19 protein-coding genes are annotated in these 21380 nt (G+C 64.9%); 12 read left to right on the forward strand and 7 right to left on the reverse strand.

What is annotated here, in order from left to right; genetic code table 11:
• Nucleotides 1-254 precede the first annotated feature (254 nt).
• A complete protein-coding gene (locus CLU90_RS01565) occupies nucleotides 255-2243 on the forward strand; it encodes a TonB-dependent receptor plug domain-containing protein (protein ID WP_092713035.1) in 1989 nt (662 codons plus the stop codon).
• A 30-nt stretch (nucleotides 2244-2273) separates the two neighbouring features.
• Nucleotides 2274-2810 carry a molybdopterin-dependent oxidoreductase gene (locus CLU90_RS01570; RefSeq protein ID WP_232731040.1) on the forward strand — a complete coding sequence of 179 codons (537 nt, stop codon included), beginning with the start codon at nucleotides 2274-2276 and terminating at the stop codon, nucleotides 2808-2810.
• Between the two features lie 57 nt (nucleotides 2811-2867).
• Here the strand turns inward: CLU90_RS01570 and CLU90_RS01575 are convergent, their stop codons facing one another.
• Genes CLU90_RS01575 through CLU90_RS01585 form a run of 3 tightly spaced genes read right to left on the reverse strand, consistent with a single transcriptional unit; the run spans nucleotide 2868 to nucleotide 5740 of the window.
• A complete protein-coding gene (locus CLU90_RS01575) occupies nucleotides 2868-3797 on the reverse strand; it encodes an alpha/beta hydrolase (RefSeq protein ID WP_232731041.1) in 930 nt (309 codons plus the stop codon).
• The gene (locus tag CLU90_RS01580; protein ID WP_092712835.1) at nucleotides 3794-4666 is read right to left on the reverse strand and encodes an alpha/beta fold hydrolase; all 873 of its coding nucleotides are present in this window, start codon (nucleotides 4664-4666) and stop codon (nucleotides 3794-3796) included. Before CLU90_RS01580 ends, CLU90_RS01575 begins: the two co-directional genes overlap by 4 nt.
• Nucleotides 4667-4678: 12 nt before the next feature.
• A complete protein-coding gene (locus CLU90_RS01585; RefSeq protein ID WP_092712837.1) occupies nucleotides 4679-5740 on the reverse strand; it encodes a sugar phosphate isomerase/epimerase family protein in 1062 nt (353 codons plus the stop codon).
• 140 nt (nucleotides 5741-5880) lie between these two features.
• Here CLU90_RS01585 and CLU90_RS01590 point away from each other — a divergent pair, with 140 nt between their 5' ends.
• Nucleotides 5881-6477: a TetR/AcrR family transcriptional regulator gene (locus CLU90_RS01590; protein WP_092712839.1), complete on the forward strand. Its 597-nt coding sequence runs from the start codon at nucleotides 5881-5883 to the stop codon at nucleotides 6475-6477.
• Nucleotides 6478-6491: 14 nt separating this feature from the next.
• Here CLU90_RS01590 and CLU90_RS01595 read toward each other — a convergent pair whose 3' ends face one another.
• The gene (locus CLU90_RS01595; RefSeq protein ID WP_092712841.1) at nucleotides 6492-6863 is read right to left on the reverse strand and encodes a flagellar basal body protein; all 372 of its coding nucleotides are present in this window, start codon (nucleotides 6861-6863) and stop codon (nucleotides 6492-6494) included.
• A 188-nt stretch (nucleotides 6864-7051) separates the two neighbouring features.
• On the opposite strand from CLU90_RS01595, the gene CLU90_RS01600 reads away from it, so the two are divergent.
• The 5 genes from CLU90_RS01600 (at nucleotide 7052) to CLU90_RS01620 (ending at nucleotide 12631) form a co-directional block, all read left to right on the forward strand.
• On the forward strand, nucleotides 7052-8218 hold the full coding sequence (locus CLU90_RS01600) for a dienelactone hydrolase family protein (protein ID WP_232731042.1): 1167 nt from the start codon (nucleotides 7052-7054) through the stop codon (nucleotides 8216-8218).
• Nucleotides 8219-8329: 111 nt separating this feature from the next.
• A complete protein-coding gene (locus CLU90_RS01605) occupies nucleotides 8330-9814 on the forward strand; it encodes an NYN domain-containing protein (protein ID WP_198511124.1) in 1485 nt (494 codons plus the stop codon).
• Nucleotides 9815-9900: 86 nt separating this feature from the next.
• Complete coding sequence (gene trhA, locus CLU90_RS01610; RefSeq protein ID WP_092712845.1) at nucleotides 9901-10518, forward strand: PAQR family membrane homeostasis protein TrhA; 618 nt, start codon at nucleotides 9901-9903, stop codon at nucleotides 10516-10518.
• Nucleotides 10519-10587: 69 nt separating this feature from the next.
• A complete protein-coding gene (locus tag CLU90_RS01615) occupies nucleotides 10588-11469 on the forward strand; it encodes a LysR family transcriptional regulator (RefSeq protein ID WP_092712847.1) in 882 nt (293 codons plus the stop codon).
• Between the two features lie 109 nt (nucleotides 11470-11578).
• Entirely contained in the window at nucleotides 11579-12631 is a 1053-nt protein-coding gene (locus CLU90_RS01620) for an MORN repeat-containing protein (protein WP_100427014.1), read from the forward strand.
• Nucleotides 12632-12643: 12 nt separating this feature from the next.
• Here CLU90_RS01620 and CLU90_RS01625 read toward each other — a convergent pair whose 3' ends face one another.
• Complete coding sequence (locus CLU90_RS01625; RefSeq protein WP_100427015.1) at nucleotides 12644-15520, reverse strand: bifunctional diguanylate cyclase/phosphodiesterase; 2877 nt, start codon at nucleotides 15518-15520, stop codon at nucleotides 12644-12646.
• Between the two features lie 154 nt (nucleotides 15521-15674).
• Nucleotides 15675-16445, reverse strand: a complete 771-nt coding sequence (locus CLU90_RS01630; RefSeq protein WP_092712853.1) for a transferase spermidine synthase — start codon at nucleotides 16443-16445, stop codon at nucleotides 15675-15677.
• Between the two features lie 159 nt (nucleotides 16446-16604).
• Between CLU90_RS01630 and CLU90_RS01635 the strand changes: the two genes are divergently transcribed.
• Both CLU90_RS01635 and CLU90_RS01640 read left to right on the forward strand, forming a co-directional pair.
• Complete coding sequence (locus CLU90_RS01635; protein WP_077402750.1) at nucleotides 16605-16880, forward strand: hypothetical protein; 276 nt, start codon at nucleotides 16605-16607, stop codon at nucleotides 16878-16880.
• A gap of 37 nt (nucleotides 16881-16917) precedes the next feature.
• Nucleotides 16918-18069, forward strand: coding sequence for a GGDEF domain-containing protein (locus tag CLU90_RS01640; RefSeq protein WP_092712855.1), 1152 nt, complete (start codon nucleotides 16918-16920; stop codon nucleotides 18067-18069).
• Nucleotides 18070-18075: 6 nt separating this feature from the next.
• Here CLU90_RS01640 and CLU90_RS01645 read toward each other — a convergent pair whose 3' ends face one another.
• A complete protein-coding gene (locus CLU90_RS01645) occupies nucleotides 18076-18414 on the reverse strand; it encodes a hypothetical protein (protein ID WP_092712856.1) in 339 nt (112 codons plus the stop codon).
• 258 nt (nucleotides 18415-18672) lie between these two features.
• Here CLU90_RS01645 and CLU90_RS01650 point away from each other — a divergent pair, with 258 nt between their 5' ends.
• Both CLU90_RS01650 and CLU90_RS01655 read left to right on the forward strand, forming a co-directional pair.
• Complete coding sequence (locus CLU90_RS01650; protein WP_071077959.1) at nucleotides 18673-19755, forward strand: calcium:proton antiporter; 1083 nt, start codon at nucleotides 18673-18675, stop codon at nucleotides 19753-19755.
• 151 nt (nucleotides 19756-19906) lie between these two features.
• Entirely contained in the window at nucleotides 19907-21364 is a 1458-nt protein-coding gene (locus CLU90_RS01655) for a Ppx/GppA phosphatase family protein (RefSeq protein WP_092712858.1), read from the forward strand.
• Nucleotides 21365-21380 lie beyond the last annotated feature (16 nt).

The raw sequence follows: 21380 nt of genomic DNA on the forward strand, positions 1-21380 counted from the left end.
CCCTGGAAATCAGTTTGCCTAGCCAAATTGTGCGTGTCAACCGTTTTGTGAAACATTCGTTCGCACAGCGAAATGCTGCGGTGCATGAAAAATACCTGGAAAATTGACCTGCGCAGCGGTTTTCGGCCTTGCTGCTTGAACATCGCTATATACGTCTGTATATTGCGCTGTTGCGTGATGGCCGCCGCAGGCGCGGCTGTTTTTTTGCATATCGCTATATAAAGCGATATATAACGGAAGAGAGCAATATGACGATGGTGAAACAGATAATGGCGGGCGCCGTGCTGTTGGCGCTGGCGCAGCAGGCCGCCGGCAGGGAAGACGCCGGCGCGGATGCGGCGGCGCCGTTCGTGCTGGGCACGGTGACGGTGGTCGGCCAGCGCGAGCAGGCTGGCGCAATGGAACCGCAAGTGGGAACGCAAGTGAGCCGCGCCCAGATGCGCCGCTTTAACCGCGACAACGTGGGCGACGCCTTGAACCTGCTGTCCGGCGTGTCGCTGTCGACGAATGCGCGCAATGAAAAAACCATCGCCATCCGCGGCTTCGATGCGCGCCAGGTGCCGCTGTACGTCGACGGTATTCCCGTCTACGTGCCGTATGACGGCTATGTCGATTTCAACCGCTTCACCACCAGCGACCTGGCGGCCATCCAGGTGGCGAAAGGATACAGCTCCGTGGCCTACGGCGCCAATACCCTGGGCGGCGCCATCAACCTGGTGTCGCGCAAGCCAAGCGCTTTGACGGAAGGCGATGTCTCCGTGGGATTCGGCTCTGGCAGCGAACGCCAGGTGTCGGCCAACGTGGGCACGAACCAGGGGCTGTGGTATCTGCAGGCGGGCGTGTCCTGGATCGACAGCGATGGCTTTCCCCTGTCGTCCGATTTCCGCCCCACGGCCACGGAAGACGGCGGCATGCGCAACAACTCTTATCGCAAGGACCACAAGCTGTCGTTCAAGATGGGCTACACGCCGGGTGGCGCGCAGGCGGGTGACGAATACGCTCTCAGCTACTACAAGCAGCATGGCGAAAAGGGCCAGCCGCCATCGACGAATCCCGTCGGCGTGCGCTACTGGCAATGGCCGTACTGGAACAAGGAAAGCGTGTATTTCGTTTCGCAGACGCGCCTGGGCGAGGCCGAGCGGTTGAAACTGCGCCTGTACCACGACAGCTACGACAATGAAATCGTCTCGTACACGAACGGCAGCTACGGCAGCATCAAGACGAGTGGCCAGGGCAGCGTCAGCGGCGGGCGCAGCATCTATAACGACCGCACGAACGGCGGCGCGGTGGAATTCGAATCGTTCCGCCTGGCCGCGCACAGCCTGCGTTTTGTGGCCAGCTACAAGGCCGACGAGCACCAGGAACGCGATGGCAAGGGCGTGCGCATCACCTGGTACAAGGATGGCCTGTGGACCCTGGGTGCGGAAGACAGCATCGCCCTGAGCGGAGCGACGCAGCTGTCGCTGGGCGTCTCGCGCAATGCACTGCGCCCGGACACGGTTGACAGCGCCGGCAATGCCTATACCTTGCCAGGCGATCAATCGGCCACCGACCTGCAGGCGGGCCTGTTCCACAAGACGGCGCCAGGGTCGCGCGTGTACGCCACCGTGGCCCGCAAGTCGCGCCTGCCCACGCTGAAGGACCGCTACTCGCAGCGCCTGGGCACGTATATTGAAAACCCGGACCTGCGCGCCGAGGAAGCGCTCAATTATGAAGTGGGATATCAAGGAAACGCGCAGGACACCAGCCTGGAAGCGGCGCTGTTCTACAGCGACGTGAAGGACAAGATCCAGAGCGTGGCCAACGTCTCCGGCGTGCGTTCGCAGATGCGCAACGCGGGCAGAGCGCACATCAGCGGCGTGGAACTGGGCTTGCGCGGCAGCGCCGGCGCCTGGCTGGACTGGGGCGGCAACTACACCTATACGCATATGCAGAACGTCAGCGACCGCGCCATCCGCCTGACGGACGTGCCGCGCCACAAGCTGACGGCGCACGCTGTGCTGCACGCGGCGCGCCAGGTCGACGTGGTGGCCATCGCGGAAGCGAACAGCGGGCGCTGGGTCTCGAACACCGTGGAACTGGGCGGCTTTGCGACCGTGAACCTGAAGGCCGTGTACCGGCCCTTGCCGGCCCTGGCCCTGGAAGCGGGCGTGAGCAACCTGGCTGACCGCAATTACGCGCTGGCCGACGGTTTCCCCGGCGCGGGCCGCACGTGGCTGGCCAATGCGCAGTACCAGTTCTGATTTTTTGATCGTTCCATGAAAGGACACAGCATGTTGAAGAAAATATTCGCCGGTTTGGCTTCGGCCGCGTTGCTGGAGGCGGCGCCCGCGTGGGCCGACCCGGCACCGGCGCGCGAGCATATGAGCCACGCGCTGGCCGTGACGGGCAAGGTGGCAACGCCATTGACCCTGAAGGTGGCGGACCTGCGCCAGCTGCCGCCGGCCAATGGCGGCGAGCTCGCCGTCACGCGCCACAATGGGGACAAGGCCGAGAGCATCACCAGTTATCGCGGCGTGCGCCTGCGCGACATCCTCGACAAGGCGGCGCTCGATGCACCGGGCCATAACGACGTCAAGAAGCTCGCCATCATCGCCACGGCCACCGATGGTTATGCCGTGGTGTTTTCCTGGGGCGAGCTGTATAACGCGCCGGCCGGCGAGGGCGTGATCGTCTACTACGAAAAAAACGGCAAGGCGCTCGACGAGAACGATGGCGAGATCGGCCTGATCTCGGCGAAGGACATCCGCACGGGGCCGCGCCATGTGAAGTGGCTGAACGGCATCGAGGTGCGCAAGCTGGTGGAATAGAGGCATGCTGGGGTCTGACCCGCCGGGTCAGACCCCAGAATTTTTCTAGTGGGCTATTTACGTAAACATGACACTTTTCATTGCTTTGCCCGCCACGTCGAACAATCCCCGCGCCGTTGGGGCCAGGCCCAGCATGTGCATAGCCGCATGGATCATGCCGTCAAGCTGCACGCAATCGGCCGCCACGCCGCCGTCGCGCAGCCGCCGTGCATACGCCACGCCTTCGTCATGCAGCGGGTCGTACTCGCATACGAGCACGGTCGCCGGCGGCAAGTCCTTGAGCGTAGTTGCCCGCAGCGGCGCCGCATAAGGCTGCATGCCGTTGGCCGGTTCGTTCAGGTAGGCCGACCAGCAAAAGCGCATCGCCTCGCGCGTCAGCGAAAAGCCTTCCGCATGGCGTTGGTAGGACGCGGTGTCGAAGGCGAAATCGAGCGCTGGATACAGCAGCAGTTGGTGCGCCAGCGCGGGCCCGGCCTGGTCGCGCGCCATCAGGGCCGCCGCCGCGGCCAGGTTGCCGCCCGCGCTGTCGCCGCCCACGGCCAGCCGCCGCGGATCGATGCCCAGCGCCGCCGCATGCTCGGCGACCCAGCACAGTGCCCGGTAAAAATCGGCTAGCGGCACGGGAAACTTGTGCTCGGGCGCCAGCCGGTAGTCGACGGAAAAGATTACGCAGCCGGAGGCGTTGGCCAGCGCGCGGCACGGGTTGTCGTACAGGTCCAGCGAGCACAGACACCATCCACCGCCATGCGCAAAGACGATGGCCGGCAGCTTCGTGGCCGTGTCCGCGCCGGCCGGCACATAGGCGCGCACGGCCAGCGCATGTTCGCCGGGCAGCACGTAATCCTTGATGGCCGCGACGTCTTCCAGTGGCCCATGCAGCTGGCGCAAGCCCGTTTCCGTGGCCGCGCGCAGGTCTGCCAGCGAGGCGGGCGGCGGCGCATCCCTTGTTTCTACCAGCCAGGCGGCGATCAGCGGATCGAGGCTCACGCGTTGTTTCCTGACTTTTCTCCGGCCAGGAAGGGCAGCAGGTGGGCGATGAACGCTTCCGGCTGTTCTTCCATGATGAAGTGGCCGCATTCGGCAACGATGGCGCCTTGCAGATTGTCCGCCTTGCCCTGCATGGTCAGCAGGGGCGCGTCGTTGGTCGCGTGGTCGGCGCCGATGGCCAGCACGGGCATGGCCAGGCTACGCTTGGCCCGCTCCAGGTTTTGCCGGATGGTTTCGGGGATGGCGCGGTAGTAGGCGAAACCGGCGCGCAGGGCGCCCGGCGTGGCGTACGCGTCCGCATACACGTCGACGGCCACCTTGTCGCGGCGGTACGACCAGCGGTCGAAGATGAAGCGGATGTACTCGCGCTCCTTGCCGGCCGTGAGCATTTCCGGCAAGTCCAGCACCTGGTTGAACATGAAGTGCCACAGGAAGATGTTGTCGGACGGCGCGACAAAAATCGGCGGCGCGGGCGCCAGGCCGGGAATGACGGCTTCCGTCAGCGCCAGTTTCGTCACGGCCTGCGGGAAATCGCTGGCCAGCGCATAGCCGACCCACATGCCGATGTCGTGGCCGACGACGTCGTACTGCGCATGGCCCAGGGCCAGCATGGCGCGGTGCAAGGTGGTCGCCACGGCGCCCGTGTCGTAGCCGCCGGCCGGACGGTCCGAATGACCGCTGCCGGGCGGGTCGATGGCGATGGCCTGGTAGCCGCTGGCGGCCAGCGCCGCCATCACGTGCCGCCACGCATACCAGGTTTGCGGCCAGCCGGGGATCAGCAGCACGGGTTTGCCGTTGCCGGTACCCGCGATGACGCAATGGAGGCGCTGGCCATCGATGCGGACGTAATCATGTGTAAATTCGTTCATGGTGTTTCCTGATTAGTTGTGCCGGATGCCCAGCAATTGATGAATCTGTTGCGCGCTGACGGGGGCGCCGGCGAAGTCGTCGAAGATCTTGTCGGTGACGGGAATGATGTGGGCATTGATGAAGTCCACGCCTTCGCGCGCACCCGTTTCCTGGTCCTTCAGGCAGCATTCCCATTCCAGCGTCGCCCAGCCCGCGTAGTCGTTTTGCGCCATCTTGGAGAAGATCGCCTTGAAGTCGACCTGGCCATCGCCGAGCGAACGGAAACGCCCGGCGCGGTTTTCCCACGACTGGTAGCCGCCGTAGATGCCTTGCCGACCCGTCGGATTGAACTCCGCATCCTTCACATGGAACATGCGGATATGGTCCTTGTAGATATCGATGAATTCCAGGTAGTTCAGCTGCTGCAGCACGAAGTGGCTGGGGTCGAACAGCATCTTGCAGCGCGGGTGGCGTCCCACGCGCTCGTAGAACATCTCGAAGCTGATGCCGTCATGCAGGTCTTCGCTGGGGTGGATTTCGTAGCACAGGTTGATGCCCTGTTCTTCGCACACGTCGAGGATGGGCAGCCAGCGGCGCGCCAGTTCATCGAAGGCCGTTTCGATCAGGCCGGGCGGGCGCTGCGGGAAAGGGAACAGATAGGGCCAGGCGAACGAGCCGGAAAAGGTGCCCATGTCGGTCAGGCCCAGGCGTTTCGAGGCCATGGCCGCCAGCTTGACCTGCTCGATGGCCCACGCCGTGCGCGCTTCCGGCTGGCCGTGCAGGTGTGCCGGCGCGAAGCTGTCGCACAGCGCGTCGTAGGCCGGGTGCACGGCCACCAGCTGGCCGAGGATGTGCGTCGTCAGTTCGCTGATGACGAGGCCATGGCCCGCCAGCATGGCGACCAGGTCGTCGCAGTATTGCTGGCTGCGCGCGGCTTGCGCCACGTCGAACAGGCGCGCATCCCAGGCGGGAATCTGCAGGGCCTTGAAGCCCATGCCGGCCGCCCACCCGGCGATGGCGGGCAAGGTGTTGAAGGGTGCCGTGTCGGCGGCGAATTGGGCCAGGTGCAGGCTCGGTCCTTGAATGGTTCTCATATCGGCTCCTATTGTTTGTCGATCGACAAAGAATAGGCGAAATCTTTTGCGCGGTCAAGGCGGCCATGCAAAATAATTGGCGAACGTACGGTCGGCGCCAGGCGTTATACTGGCCGCCAGTTCGCAAGCAGAGGATCAAAATGGCAGGAAGACCGAGGGAATTCGACCGCGCGCTGGCGCTGGCAAAAGCGCGCGATGCGTTCTGGACGCGCGGCTACGAGGGCGTGTCGATGGCCGACCTGGTGGCGGCGCTGGGCATCGCCTCGGCGCGCATCTACGCGGCCTTCGGCTCGAAGGAGCAGCTGTTCCGCGAAGCCGTGGAATTGTATGAAGAGGGCGAGGGCGCGTTTGCCGTGCACGCGCTGGCCGCCAGCCTGAACGTGCGCGACGCCGTGGCGCGCATGCTGGAAGAGGCCGTGCTGCTGTACACGCGCAGCGGCCAGCCGCAAGGCTGCATGGTGGTGACGGCCGCCACCAACACGAGCGCGGAAAACGCGGGCATCGCCGACTGGCTGGCGCAGCACCGCCGCGCGCGCACGCAAGCCCTCATCGAGCGCCTGCGCGCGGCGCAGTTGGCGGGAGAGTTAAAAGGGGAGGCGGACGTGCAGGCGCTGGGCGACTACTACGCGGCCTTGCTGCATGGCTTGTCGGTGCAGGCGCGCGACGGCATTCCGGCCGAACGGCTGCTGGCGCTGATCCGGCCGGCCATGGCGCCGCTGGCGCTGGCTATGGTGTAGATAGCCGCAGGGCTTCAGCTCTTCACGTCGATCAGACTGCCCAGGGCCTGGTCGGCTGCCTTGACGACGTTCGCCGACAGGTTGAAACCGGCCTTGTAGACGAGGTTATCGGTCAGTTCGGATGCGAGGCCCACGCCGTTTGGCCGGCTTTCGGCTGCCTTGGCCGCATTTGCATTGGCGCCGCTGACGCTTTCGCTGGCGGCCAGCTTGCGCCCTTCGACGGAGAGGGTGACGCCCGTGCCGGCCGGGCTGCTTTCCTGGAACTGGGCTTGCTGGGGCTGGAAGCCCGGCGTAGTCGCATTGGCGATATTGTTGGCGGCCACATCCAGCGCGCGCTGGTTGGCGGTCAGCCCCGAGGTACCGGTGGTGAGGGCGGATAGGGACATGGCGACTCCTTCAGTAGGCGTCCAGTTTACTCCTGTCAGCGGGAAAAGTGGTTGGTGCAAGGCAACATTTTTTTCGTAAGTGGTTGCCGTAAAAAATATGTGCGTCACGTAATTTTTTTATATTGTTCTGTGGCATTTCACTGTCTAGACTGGCAGGGAAGTCATCCACGGAGTCCGCCATTTTTCACTTGTTTCGCCGCATTTTCCTGGGTTTGCTGCTCAGTCTGCCTTGCCTGCCCCTGAAAGCCCAGCTTGCTCACTCGCCGTTGCCGCTCGATGCGCGCCTGAACGAGCAAGTCATCATGGTGCCGGCCGGCGACGGCTTGCGCGACACGCTGGAAACGACGGTGTTCCGTCCCGCCGGCCCCGGTCCGTTTCCCCTGTTGCTGATGAATCACGGCAAGCAGGCCGGCCCCGCCCGGCTGCAGCAGCGCGAGCGCTTTATCTATATGGCCACCGAATTCGTGCGCCGCGGCTATGCGGTGATGCTGCCCATGCGCGCCGGCTTTGCCCGCTCCACGGGCGCCTACCGCGATTTCGGCTGCGACATGCTGGGCAACGCCCAGGGCCAGGCGCGCGACATGCTCGCCGCGCTCGCGTATGCGCGCCGCCAGAGCTGGATCGACCCGCAGCGCATCGTCGTCGCGGGGCAGTCGTATGGCGGCATGGCGGCGCTGGCGCTGGCCACCCGGGTGGTGCCCGGCGTGCGCGGCGTGCTCAATTTTTCCGGCGGGCTGCGCGTCGACATGCCCGGCTGCGACTGGCAAGGGGCGCTGGCCAAGAGTTTTGCCACCATGGGCGCCTACAACCACATTCCCAGCCTGTGGCTGTATGGCGCCAACGATTCCTATTTCGGTCCGGCCCTGGCGCAGCGTTTGTTTCGCTCGTTCACGGGCTCCGGCGGGCAGGCGGAACTGGTCGCCTATGGCCCGTTCAAGCGCGACGCCCACCTGACCCTGGGCAGCCGCGACGGGGTCGCCGTGTGGCTGCCGGCCACCGAACGCTTCCTGCAGAAGATCGGCATGCCGGTACGCCAGGTCTACCGCGTGGCCGATGCGCCATCGCCGCCCGCCACACATTTCGCGCCGCAGGACGATATCGCCGCCGTGCCCTACCTGGAAGAACAGGGCCGTGCCGCCTACCGCGACTTCCTGGAAAAAACCGCGCCGCGCGCCTTTGCCCTGTCGGCCAGCGGCGCCTGGGGCTGGGCCGAGGAGGGCGAAAGCCCGGACGTGCGCGCGCTCGCTTCGTGCCAGCGGCGCAGCAGCCTGCCGTGCCAGCTGTATTCGGTCGACGAAAGCGTCGTCTGGCCCGTCGCCGGCGCCAGCGCGAGCGCCGCCGGCGGCGCGCAATAGGCCCCCGCGCACGATAGTTGTCGCCGAAACGGGGGGCGGGCGAATATACTAGGGGAAAAGGGAGGCGTTGCGCTTCCCGTCCGCCCTTATCATCAGCGAGAATTCACCCCTATGGCGTCATCCCCAGAAAACCTCAGCATGGCCGTGTTTTGCGACTTCGAGAACGTCGCGCTCGGCGTGCGAGATGCAAACTACGAAAAATTCGATATCAAGCCCATCCTGGAACGCTTGCTGCTCAAGGGCAGCATCGTTGTCAAGAAGGCATATTGTGATTGGGACCGTTATAAAAGTTTCAAGGGCACCATGCATGAGGCGAACTTCGAGCTGATCGAAATTCCCCACGTGCGCCAGTCGGGCAAGAATTCGGCCGACATCCGCCTCGTGGTCGATGCGCTGGACCTGTGCTACACCAAGGCCCACGTCAACACCTTCGTCATCATCAGCGGCGATTCCGACTTTTCGCCACTCGTGTCGAAACTGCGCGAAAACGCCAAGCAGGTGATCGGCGTGGGCGTCAAGCAATCGACCTCCGACCTGCTGGTGGCCAATTGCGACGAATTCATTTTCTACGATGACCTGGTGCGCGAGAGCCGCCGCACGGCCGCCAAGCGCGACGCGCGCGAAACCCCGGCGGCCAAGCGTTCGCCCGACGAAGAAGTGCGCCGCAAGGAAAAATACGAGTCGCGCAAGACGGAAGCGATCGAAATGGCCGTTGCCACCTTCGATGCGCTGGTGTCCGAACGTGGCGACAGCGGCAAGATCTGGGCCTCGATGCTGAAAGAAGCGATCAAGCGCCGCAAGCCGGACTTCAGCGAGTCGTACTATGGTTTCCGCACCTTCGGCAACCTGCTGGAAGAAGCGCAGACGCGCGGCTTGCTGGAATTTGGCCGCGATGAAAAATCGGGCGCCTATGTTTACCGCAGCAGCGGCCTGGTGCCTGTTGCCGCGCCCGTGAACGGGGAAGTGGCCAGCGACGCCATCGTCACCGGCGAGTCCGGTGTGGCGGCGGAAGAGGGCAATCACCGCGAGGGCGGCAGCCGCCGCGATTCGCGCCGCAACGGCCGTGGCGGCCGCAAGCAGAACGAGCAGCGTCGCAACGAAGCGCCACAGGCTTTCGTGCCGGTGGCCGACGCCGAAGCAGTCGTCGAGCAGTATGCGCCGGCGCCGCAGCCGGACGAGCGGCACGAGGTGGCCGAAGCCGCCGCCGAGGTGGTGGAAGTGGTGGCGGAAGAAGGCAGCGCCAAGCGCGGTTCGCGCCGCAACGGCCGTGGCGGCCGCAAAAATGGCGATGGCGGCCGCGAAGCGCGCGCCGAAGCTGTTGCCGTCGAGGTGGCGCCGGTGGTGGAAACCATGCCTGAACCCGTACCTGAGCCGGTAGTGGAAGCGGTCGTGGAAGCGAAGCCGAAGGCCAAGCCGCGCACGCCGGCCCGCAAGGCGGCAGCGGCGAAGAAGCCGGCCAAGAAGGCGGCTGAAGCCGCGGTCGAAACCATCGAGCCTGCTCCGGTCGAAGTGGTCGTGGCCGAAGACAAGCCTGCCAAGGCGCCGCGCAAGACCCCTGCGCGCCGTCCGGCCCGCAAGAAGGCGGAAGCGGCTTGATTGAACCCCCAAAGCAAGCACTGGGGTCGGACCCTCAGGGTCCGACCCCGGCATTTTGCTGCGTCCCTGTACGCCCGGCTTAAGCCATGTACCACGGCGAACGCTTCAACAGCATTTCCCACGTGGTGGGCGCCGCGCTGGCGGCCATCGGCGGCGTCATCCTGATCGTCGTGGCGGCCCGCACGGGCGACGCCTGGAAAATCGTCAGCTGCAGCGTGTATGCGGCCATGCTTCTCACCCTGTACCTGACGTCCACGCTGTACCACAGCGTGCGTGGCAAGGCCAAGGCCGTGCTGCAGCGGCTAGACCACTGCGCCATCTACCTGCTCATCGCGGGCACTTACACGCCTTTCATGCTGGTGACCCTGCGCGGGCCGTGGGGCTGGTCGCTGTTCGGCGTCGTCTGGGGCCTGGCCATCATCGGCATCGTGCAGGAATATGTGTACGCGAGAGGCGCGCGCATCCTGTCGCTGGTGATTTACGTGGCCATGGGCTGGCTGATCGTCATCGGCATCAAGCCGCTGCTGGCGGCGCTCGAGTGGAACGGTTTCCTGTGGCTGGTGGCGGGCGGGCTGTGCTACACGGGCGGCATCGCCTTCTATGCCACCGACCACAAGCTGCGCCATGGCCACGGCATCTGGCATCTGTTCGTGCTGGCCGGCAGTAGCTGCCATTTTGTCGCCATTTTGTTCTACGTTGCCTGACGTAGCCGCTCGCCCTCACTGTTGCCGTCATTCCATTATAATGGCGCGATCTGTGAAACAAGGGCAAGAATGGATATCAACTCGGACGACCTGAAAATCTTCGTCACCGTCATCGACAGCGGCACCCTGAGCGCGGCCGCCGTGCACCTGGGGCAAACCACGTCGGGCGTCAGCCGGGCCCTGTCGCGGCTGGAAGACAAGCTGGCCACCTCGCTGCTGACGCGCACCACGCGGCGCATGGAGCTGACGGAAGAAGGGCAGCTGTTCCTGGACAAGGCGCGCGCCATCCTCGCGTCGATGGAAGACGTGGAGGAATCGATCCGCATCCGCCGCCAGAAACCGGCCGGGCGTTTGTGCGTCGATGCCGCCTCGCCCTTCATGCTCCATTGCGTGGTGCCGCACGTGGCCGAGTTTCGCGCCATGTATCCGGACATCCGCCTGGAACTGACCAGCAACGACCAGATCGCCGACCTGCTCGAGCACCGCACCGATATCGCCATCCGCATCGGCGCCCTCGTCGATTCGACCCTGCATGCGCGCGCCTTGACTGCCAGCCCGCTGCACGTGCTGGCCACGCCCGCCTACCTGGCGCGCCACGGCGAGCCGGCCACGCCGGAAGCGCTGTCCGGCCACGCGCTGCTGGGCTTTGCCCAGTACGACCTGGGCAACAACTGGCCGCTGCGCCACGACGCGGGCAACAGCGTGCAGATCGTGCCCGCGCTGGCCGCGTCCAGCGGCGAAACCCTGCGCCAGCTGGCCCTGCACGACCAGGGCATCGTCTGCCTGTCCGATTTCATGACGAAGGACGACATCGCGGCCGGCCGCCTGGTGAAAGTGCTGCAACCGTTCTATACGGGCTACCGCCAGCAGATACACGCCGTCTACTACCGCAACACGCAGCTGGCGCAGCGCATCAGCTGCTTCCTCGAATTCCTGCAGCAGAAGCTGTAGGTGCGGGCATGAAGGAGCATGGCATGCCGTGCGCCGCGTGAGAATGCGCGTATTTTCCATCAACTCAGGCATGTTAGCCTGTGGCAATTAAAAACATTGCAAGGGTGATATGAAAAAACCGCTTTCCCTGATCATCTTGCTGTGCGCGTCCAGCGCCGGTGCCGCCGACCTCATCTATGCGGGCAAGGCGGACTGCCGCATTGCCGGGCACGCACGGGTGGCCGGGCATATGGCGTACTGGAATGGCGCCTGCAAGGATGGCTATGCCAGCGGGCCCGGTGGTTTGCAGTGGAGCAAGGACGGCAAGGCAACGGAACGTTATGAGGGTCCGCTGAGCAAAGGTGTGCCGGAGGGCGCGGGCATTGCGCAGTGGGCCGACGGCAGCCTGCATGAAGGAAACTACCGGGATGGCATGCTGCACGGTCCCGGCGTGGTGATCTTTAAAAACGGGGATAAGCTGGAAGCCAACTTCGAAGAGGACAAGCCCGTCGGCAACGTCAAGGCCGTCTATGCTGGCGGCGATCATTATGAGGGTGGCTGGCGCCATGGTCCGGAAGGCAGTGGCACCATGACATTCGCGCTTGGCGGCGCTTATAGGGGGCCCTGGCGCGAGGGCAAGCCGGTCGGTGACGGCGAGATACTGTATCCCAACGGGCAGGTGCTGAAGGCCCGCTTCAATGGCAGCTTCCAGTTGACGGCACAGGCGGAAAAACCAGAGGCGCCCACGCTGTACAGCCTCAAGGCGCAGGACGCGCCGATCGGTTCGAACATCCGTCCGGTCATGGGCTCGGGGTATGTGGTGCCGCCGGAAAAGTCCTATGCCGAGATGACGCCGGAGCAGCAATCGTTTGTCAAACGGTACTACAAGGTATTACAGGATGGCGACGTGCCACCCTATCCGGAGAAAGGCATGCTGGAGATCTCGCGTGCCATGGGCCGTCTGATTTCGTACCAGGCGGCCACGGGCAAATTGCGCGCCAATGTCAGCGTGGATGAACATGGCGTGGCGCAGAATGTGACCCTGCTGAAAAGCCCGGACAGCGAGTCGGGCAAGCTGGCGGCGTCCATGCTGATGCTGGTCAAATATACGCCGGGCCGTTGTGCGGGCCAGCCGTGCGCGATGATGGTGCCGTTCAGCTTCTTGCTGAGTTTCTCGAAATAGCGCGGCGGCGCGTCACTGTGCCGCGCAGAACTCGCCGCGTAGCAGCGCTTCCACTTCATGCGCCGGCAGCGGCCGGCTGAAGTAATAGCCTTGCGCCTCGTCGCAGCCATGGCGGCGCAGGTAATCGAGCTGCTCGGCCGTTTCCACGCCTTCGGCCACCACGCGCAGTTTCAGGTTGTGCGCCAGGGCGATGATCGAGACAACGATGGCCGCGTCGTCCGCGTCGCGCGCCACGTCGCCGACGAAACTGCGGTCGATCTTCAGCACGTCGATGGGGAAGGTGCGCAGGTAGGCGAAGCTGGAATAGCCGGTGCCGAAGTCGTCGATCGACAGCTGCACCCCCAGCGCCTTCATGTCGTGCAGCTGGCTGACGGCCAGCGCCACGTCGTGCATGAACAGGCTTTCCGTCAGTTCCAGTTCCAGGCAGGCGGGCGGCAAGCCCGATTCCAGCAGCACTTCGCCGATCGTGGCGACCAGGTTCGGCTCGTTGAACTGGCGCGCCGACAGGTTGACGGCCAGGCGCAAGGTATCGAGTCCCGCCGCATGCCAGCGTTTCACCTGCGCGCATGCTTCGCGCATGACCCAGGCGCCGATCGGCACGATCAGGCCCGTATCTTCCGCCAGCGCGATAAAGCGCTGCGGCGCCACCATGCCCAGGTCCGGGTGCTGCCAGCGCAGCAGCGCCTCCACGCCGACGATGCGCCCGCTGGCCAGGTCCACCTGCGGCTGGTAATGCAGCACGAACTGCTCCCTTTCGAGCGCATTGCGCAGCGCCGTCTCGATGCGCAGGCGCTCCAGCGTGGCCTGGTTCATGGCCGTCGTGTAGAACTTGATGTTGTTGCGGCCCTGTTTCTTGGCGCAGTACATGGCGATGTCGGCCTGCTCGATCAGGTTTTGCGTCTCGCCATTCAGGGTCACGTCGCCGGGCGCGTCGTAGCGCGACATGTCGTAGACGGCCACGCCGATGCTGCAGGTGACGAAGAATTCCTTGCCATCCAACAGCACGGGCTGGGCCACCGCATCCATCACGCGCTGCACGATGGCGCTGCTGAGCACTTCGTCCGCCTGTTCGCACAGGATGGCGACGAATTCATCGCCCGACAGGCGCGCCACCGTATCGCTTTCGCGCAGGCTGGCCTGCAAGCGCGTGGCGATGGTTTTCAGCAGCAGGTCGCCCGCCTTGTGGCCGAGGCTGTCGTTGACGAACTTGAAGCGGTCGAGGTCGATCAACAGCACCCACAATGCGCGGTTCTTGCGGCGCGACAGTGCCATCGCCTGCGCCAGGCGGTCGCGCAGCAGGGCGCGGTTGGGCAGGCCCGTCAGCACGTCATGATGGGCGATGTGCTGGATTTGCTGCTCGGCCAGCTTGCGTTCCGTGATTTCCGAACCCGTGCCGCGGTAGCCGCGAAATTCGCCCAGCTCGTTGAACAGCGGTTCGCCATTGATGCTGAACCAGCGCAACTGGCCGTCGCGGTCGTGCATCGCATATTCGAGGTTGGAAAAGGGCAGGTGCGCTTCCAGGTTCGCGATATGCTGCTTGCCCCAGCGCGAATTGCGCATTTCCGGGTTGTTTTCCCAGCGCGTCATGCCGATGAAGCGTTCCAGCGGCATGTTCGACTTGTCCGTGAAGCCGCTGGTGATGTGGGTGAAGCAGAAGTTGGCGTCCTGTTCCCAGTACCAGTCCGAGGACAGGGCCAGCAGGCGGCGGAAGCGCTTTTCGCTTTCCTGCAGGGCGCGCTCCGTGCGCTGGCGCGCCCGCACGTCGGCGCTGAGCAGTTCGTTGCTGCGTTTCAGGTCGGCCGTGCGCTGCTCCACCAGCAACTGTACGCGGCGCGAGCGCTGCGTCAGCGACTGCACGAAGGCGGCCGTCAGCAAGCTGAACAGCAAGCCCGTGATCACGGTAAACAAGGAACCCAGGTGGTCGGCCAGGAAGGGGCGCGGATGGGCCAGCACGCGCACGTGCCAGGGCCGCCCGGCGGAAGTAAAGGCCCGGTCATAATGGCTGTGGTAGGCAAAGTGCAGCCAGCGCGGCAAGGACTCCCAGGCGCCGCCTGCTTCGCTGGCGGGCGCCTGGCCATGCCGGAAGATCAATTGGCGCGGGTCGGCGCCGGCGTCCGCGTAGACGCTCAGTTCGAGCTGCGGGTCGCCCAGCAAGTCGGCGCCGGCGAGGATTTTCTGCACCAGTTCGCCTGCGCGGACGATGACGGCCGTATCGCCGATCAGCGCGGCGCGCCGCTGCAGCACCGTCTGCAGGGGCGCGCCGCGGCGGTACACGGGGCGCACGATGACGAAGCCTTGCTGCGGTCCCTGCGCCAGTGCCAGCAGGCCGGTGGCGGTGGCCTGGCCGCTGATGATGGCCTGTTCCAGCGCGCGTGCCAGCACGCCGTTCGGGCTGACGTTCAGGCCGAAGGCGGGGCCATTGCCCTGCAAGGGCTCGAGGTAGTCCACCACCAGGTAGCTGGCGCGCGTCGTGGCCGGCACGATGACGCCATCGTGCATTTCCATCATCGCGTATTCCGGCACGATGCGTCGCAGTTCGGCCTCGAATGTGGCGCGCTGCGCATGCGGCACGATGCGGTGGAAATTGAAGGCCTGGATGAAGGGGTGGCGCTGCAGCAGCGGCGTGGTGAAGTCGTGGAATTGTTCGCGTGAGACGGGCACGACGGCGGCAAACAGCTGGTTCGTCGTGGTCAGCACCTCGACCGCATCGTCGAGTCCCTGCTCGATGGCGGCCACCCTGGCGCTGGCGCGCTGCTGCAGGCTCAGGCTCATCTTGTCGTATTCGAGCTGGCTGATGGCGGCGAACAGCACGGCCGTCACGCTGACGCCGCAGGCAAAGGTCAGCGCGGCCGCGGCGGAAATCGACAATGGCAGGCGGCCACGCAGCATGGTTTTTCCTATCTCACTTCATGGACACTCGAATTCGGCGGCGCCTGCCGGCCCCACGCAGGCCGTAGTTTGTCATAAACCACATCCATCATGCGAATTTTGCACCAAATTACTGCTAATAAGCAACAAAATCTATGGCCAGGGAGGGCGACTTTCAGTCGTTGCCCGCGCCGGACTGGCGGCGCAGCCGCCGCAACTGCCAGGCCGGCAGCCAGCGGTTCAGGAAAGCCAGGCCGCAGAGTCGGCGCCAGCGCACGAGGCGCACCGTGCGCACGGCGCGGCCGCCGGCGCCTTGCCCGGCCTTGGCGGCGAAGATGATGCGGTTATTGCCGGCGATACCGTCGAACTGGCAGACGGCGCCGCGGAAGGTGAGCATCAGGCGCGCCAGCATGGCGGGGTAGTGCGCGTCGTAGCTGAACAGATTGGCCACCAGCACGCCGCCGGGCAGCAGGGCGCGCAGGCAGTCCGCATAGAAGCGCGCGCTGCCGAGGGCGGGCGGCAAGCCCGTTTCGTCGTAGCCATCGAGCAGCAGCACGTCGGCGCAGCCCGGATGCTGGCGGATATAGCTGACGGCGTCCGTCTCGATGATGCGCAGGCGCGCGTCGTCGGGCGGCAGCATGAATTGCCCGCGCAGGGCGATCACGTCGGCGCGCAATTCCAGCACCGTGATGCGCGTGTCGGGCAGGTGGCGGTGGCAGAATTTCAGCAGCGAACCGCCGCCCAGGCCCACCATCAGGATGTGCCGCGGGCGCGGCACGAACAGGGTAAAGCACATCATGGCGCGCGCGTAGCGCAGCAGCAGGTGATCGGGGCGCGACAGCAGCATTTCGCTCTGGATCATGCCGGGCTGGAATTCCAGGCGGCGCCGGTCGCCACAGGTATGCACCTGCGGGGCAAGTGGGGAGGTGCTTCTGTTTTCCGGCATGGGACGACTTCGCTGAGTGGACTGGGGAGATGCTTTGTTGCATTCAGAGAAATCTGATAAGCTGCCGTGAGCATACCCGATTAATCCGCGCCGAGCATGCGTATATGTAGATCGGCACGCGGCGGCACGGCCGCGCAGTCGGGCACCATGGAGACAAGCATGTTTTTGGATCACCCCATCATTACGGCGACGAACAGTTTCACGGAGCCTGACCGCATCGAGCGGCTGACGCGCGTGTATGGCTACGCGGCGGCGCTGGCCGACCAGGCCGCCAATCTCGGCTTCATTGAAAAAGTGGCGCAGATCCACGACCACAAGGGCACCCTCATCGTGTTCTGGCACGAGGCGCCCAGCGAAGTGGAAAAGCAGTATTTCGTGCAGGCGTGGGCCAGCAAGATCGGCGACGGCAGCACCAATGTCGAACACGAAATCTGACCTGGCGCGCCGCGCCCGCGCAGCGATAGCGTAGCCCATGGATATCAAGACCCTGGTACTGGCCCTGGCGCTTGGCAACCTGAGCCTGTGCGCGGCCCTGTTCTTCTTCGAGTACGAGCGCAAGAAGTCGCTCAGCATGTCCACCTGGGCGGTGGCCAAGCAATGCCAGGCCGTGGCCTGGGGACTGCTGTATTTCCGCGGCGTGCTGCCCGATTTCCTCTCCATCCTGCTCGGCAACAGCCTGCTGTTTGCTGGCATGGCGCTCGATGCGGGCGCGCTGTGGCAGGCGGCCGGACGCAGCGGCTGGCGCCGCTATATCTTGCCGGCGCTGGGCCTGTCGGTGGGCCTGTTTGCCGCCTGCTACCTGTTCGACGTGGCGCCGCTGCTGCGCAGCGCCGGCGGATCGCTGATCGTGGCCGGTTTCTTCCTGGCCGGCGTGGCCGCGCTGTGCCTGAAATGGCGCGAGGCGAGCATGCTGCGCCGCTTCCTTGTCGTCAGCATGGGCATCCTGTCGCTGCTGATCGCCGCGCGCGGCGTGCTGGCCGCCGCCGTTCCCGGTTTCGATGCCGAGCTGATGCAGCTGGCCGGCTTCGGTGCCCTGTACCTGATGATGCTGACGAACGCCTTCGGCTATCTGCTGCTGTCGCGCGAAAAACTGGGCGGCGAACTGGCGCGCCTGGAAGTACTCGACGCGGCCACGGGCGTGCCGAACCGGCGCGGCTTTTACCAGGCGCTGGCGCCGTGGATGGCGCTGGCGCGCCGGCCCGGCTTGCCGACGGCGCTGGTGGTGCTCAATATCGACCATTTTAAAAGAGTCAACGACAGCTATGGCCATCCGGTGGGCGATGCGGTGCTGAAAACCATCGTCGACACGTGCCGCCAGCAGTTGCGCGATAGCGACCTGATGGGGCGCCTGGGCGGCGCCGAATTCGCCATCCAGCTGCCGCGCACGACCCTGGCCGATGCGCTGATGGTGGCCGAACGCATCCGCGCGGCCGTCGAAGCGCTGCCCGTCAAGACGGAGCGCGCCGTGCTGCAGCTGACGGCCAGCCTGGGCGTGACCACCATCCGCGCCGAAGACAGCACCGTCAGCCTGTTCAAACGGGCCGATGAAGCGCTGCAGGCAGCCAAGCAGGCGGGCCGCAACAGGGTGGTGGAAGCACAGGGCGCCAGCACCCTGGACGTGTAAAACAGCTTACTTTTTGGGCGAGCCCAGCCAGCTCGGTTCCTTGCCGCATTCCTTGGGCAGGAACAGGGCGTCGAGGCCGGGATCGCAGCGCCGGTCTGGCGCCTTCATCGGTTCGACGGTGAGCCATTCGCTCTTCGGCAGTATCTTTTCTTCGCGCGGCGCCACGGGCGGCGCGGGCGGCAGGCTGTCTTGCCAGCGCGACTCCGCGGCGGGCGCGGGCGGGGTGGCCCAATTCGCGTCTACCTGTGCTTCCTGGGCTGGCGGCGTGTCCGCGTGTGCGGCGGCGCACAGCATGCTGCCCGCGAAGATGAAGGTGCGCATGGCGGCGCTGCTGAGTGAAATCATGTTGTTTCCTTGGTCGTTGTCGCGAAGGCGTTCCCGGCAGTATGAGGGCGGCAGCAAGCAAAAAGACAAGAAAATTGCAACGGCATGTTACCAAACGTGCCATGCTTGCTGGCGGCAGGCATTCCGGACGGCAGCAAGCCGAACGTGTGTATTCCCTAACTTTCATTTAAGCTGGGCAAGTTATGCTGGGGAGCGCACGCCAGGCTTCCCTGTGCCGCCGCACCGCAGTTCCCCTTTTTTACTCTTGCCAGGCCCATAATGAAAATGCTTAAATCCCTGCCTGTATGGCCGCTTGCCGCCCCGCTTGCCGGCTGGCTGTTCCTGTTCGGTTCCACCTTCAACGTCGGCGGCGCCTACCAGATCCTGCTCGTCGCCGGCCTGATCGGCAGCGTGCTGGCCGCCGTGTACCACGCGGAAGTGGTGGCGCACCGCATCGGCGAACCGTATGGCACCCTGGTGCTGGCGCTGGCCGTGACCCTGATCGAGGTGGCGCTGATCGTCTCGCTGATGCTGGCCGGCGGACCGGAAACGACGGGCCTGGCGCGCGACACCGTGTTCGCCGCCATCATGATCATCTTGAACGGCATCGTCGGCATCTGTTTGCTGCTGGGCGCCGGGCGCCATCGCGAGCAGACCTTCGGCTTGCTGGGCGTGAGCGCTTCGCTGGCCACCCTGGCGGCCATCGCCATCCTGACCCTGGTGCTGCCGAACTACACGTCGAGCGCCGCCGGCCCGTACTACAACTCGAGCCAGTTGATCTTCATCGCCGTCATTTCCCTCGTCCTGTACGGCACCTTCGTGCTGGTGCAGACGGTGCGCCACCGCGATTACTTCCTGCCCAAGGAGGCCGTCGGCGACGAAGAGGTGCATGCGGCGCCGCCCACGCCAACCGTCGCCTGGGTCAGCGCCGGCGCGTTGCTGGTGTGCCTGGGCGCCGTGGTGCTGCTGGCCAAGTCGCTGGCGCCCGCGCTGGAGACGGCGATTGCCGCCATGGGCGCGCCGAAAACCCTGGTCGGCATCGTCATCGCCGCCATCGTGCTGCTGCCAGAAGGCCTGGCCGCCGTGCGCGCCGCGCGCGCGAACCGTTTGCAAACGAGCTTGAACCTGGCGCTCGGTTCCGCCCTGGCCAGCATCGGCCTGACGATCCCGGCCGTGGTCGTGGTGTCCCTGGCCACGGGCCTGACGATCACCCTGGGTCTCGATATCAAGTCGACGGTGCTGTTGCTGCTGTCGCTGATGGTGGCCACCCTGTCGCTGGGCACGGGCCGCACCACGGTCATGCAGGGCACCGTGCACCTGGTGATTTTCGCCGTGTATTTGTTTACCACCATCGTCCCGTAAACCGCCGCACGGCTGCCGTTTTGTCACAATCCTGTCACGCCGCTGTCATACGATGGCGGTAGTGTGGTAGGATTTTTAAATCGTTTAAATGATTTATATAGTTTAGCCAACTTTTTCAGTTGGCATGGTGATGACAAGACAAGAGGCCAGTATGTATGCAGCGGTGGACCTGGGGTCCAACAGTTTTCGTTTACACGTCGGCAAGCATGATGGCGACACGATCCGCGTGGTCAAGAGCGTGCGCGATCCGATACGCCTGGCCGCCGGCCTGGACGCCAATGGCGACCTGACCGAGGCGGCCATGCAGGGCGCGCTGGCCTGCCTGCAGCGTTTTCGCGCCATCCTCGCCGGTTTCGAACTCGAGGCCGTGCGCGTGGTGGCCACGTCGGCCATGCGCGTGGCGCGCAACGGCGCCGTCTTCCTGCCGCTGGCCGAACAAGCCATCGGCTACCCGATCGAGATCATCTCCGGCGAGGAAGAGGGGCGCTTGATCTACATGGGCGTGGCCAATGCGCTGGCCATACCCGGCGAGCGCCGACTGGTGATGGATATCGGCGGCGGCTCGACGGAGCTGATACTGGGGCGCGGCAACGATATCGAGAAGGTGGAGTCGTTCAGCCTGGGCACCGTCAAGCAAAGCCTGTCGTTCTTCATCGGCGGGCGCATCGACGCGCCGTCGTTCGAGGCGGCCATCCTGTCGGCGCGCAGCCATTTCGAGGATGCGGCCCCGCCTTACCATCCGCAGCACTGGAAGACGGCCTACGGCTCTTCCGGCACCATCCGCACGATTGCCGACATCATCGCCCGCAACAAGCTGGGCGACGGCCTGCTCACGAGCGCCAGCCTCGATGCGCTGGCGCGCCGCTTCATCGAACTTGGTCACACGAGCCGCATCGACATGCCCGGTTTGCGCCCGGACCGCGCCAGCACCATCGTCGGCGGCCTGGCCATCCTGATCGGCCTGTTCCGCGAACTGGCCATTCCCGCCATGACGCCGATCGAGGCGGGCTTGCGCATGGGCGTGATGTGGGATCTGTACCTGCGTTCGACCAAGCGCGACCGCCGGGAACAGTCGGTGCAGGGCTGTATGGAGAAATTCCATATCGACCAGCAGCGCGCCGGCCGGGTGGCCGAGCAGGCGCTGGCCATGTACGCGCAGCTCAAGCCCACGTCCGACGCCCTGGTCAAATGCCTGCGCTGGAGCAGCCTGCTGCACGAAGTGGGTCTGGCCGTGTCGCAGACGGGCTACCACAAGCATGCCTCCTACATCGTGGAAAACGCGGACTTGCCCGGTTTTACGACGCGCGAACAGAAGACCATGAGCCGGCTGATCCTGGCGCAGAAGGGCAACTTGCGCAAGATCGGCGAAGTGCTGTCCGACCCCGATTTCGCCAAGGCCGTGCTGGCGCTGCGCCTGTCGATCCTGCTCATGCATGCGCGCATCGAAGCCGATTTCAGCGAACTGCGCCTGCGCATGAAGAACCGCATCGAACTCGATATCAAGCGCGGCTGGGTGGCGCACCATCCCACCGTGTCGTTCTGGATCGAGAAGGAGCAGGAATTCTGGGATGAGGTCGGGGTCGATTTCACCATCCGCGCCAGTGCCTAGGAGGTCATGCCAAGCG

This window comes from Janthinobacterium sp. 67 (assembly GCF_002797895.1).
Lineage (GTDB): Bacteria > Pseudomonadota > Gammaproteobacteria > Burkholderiales > Burkholderiaceae_D > Janthinobacterium.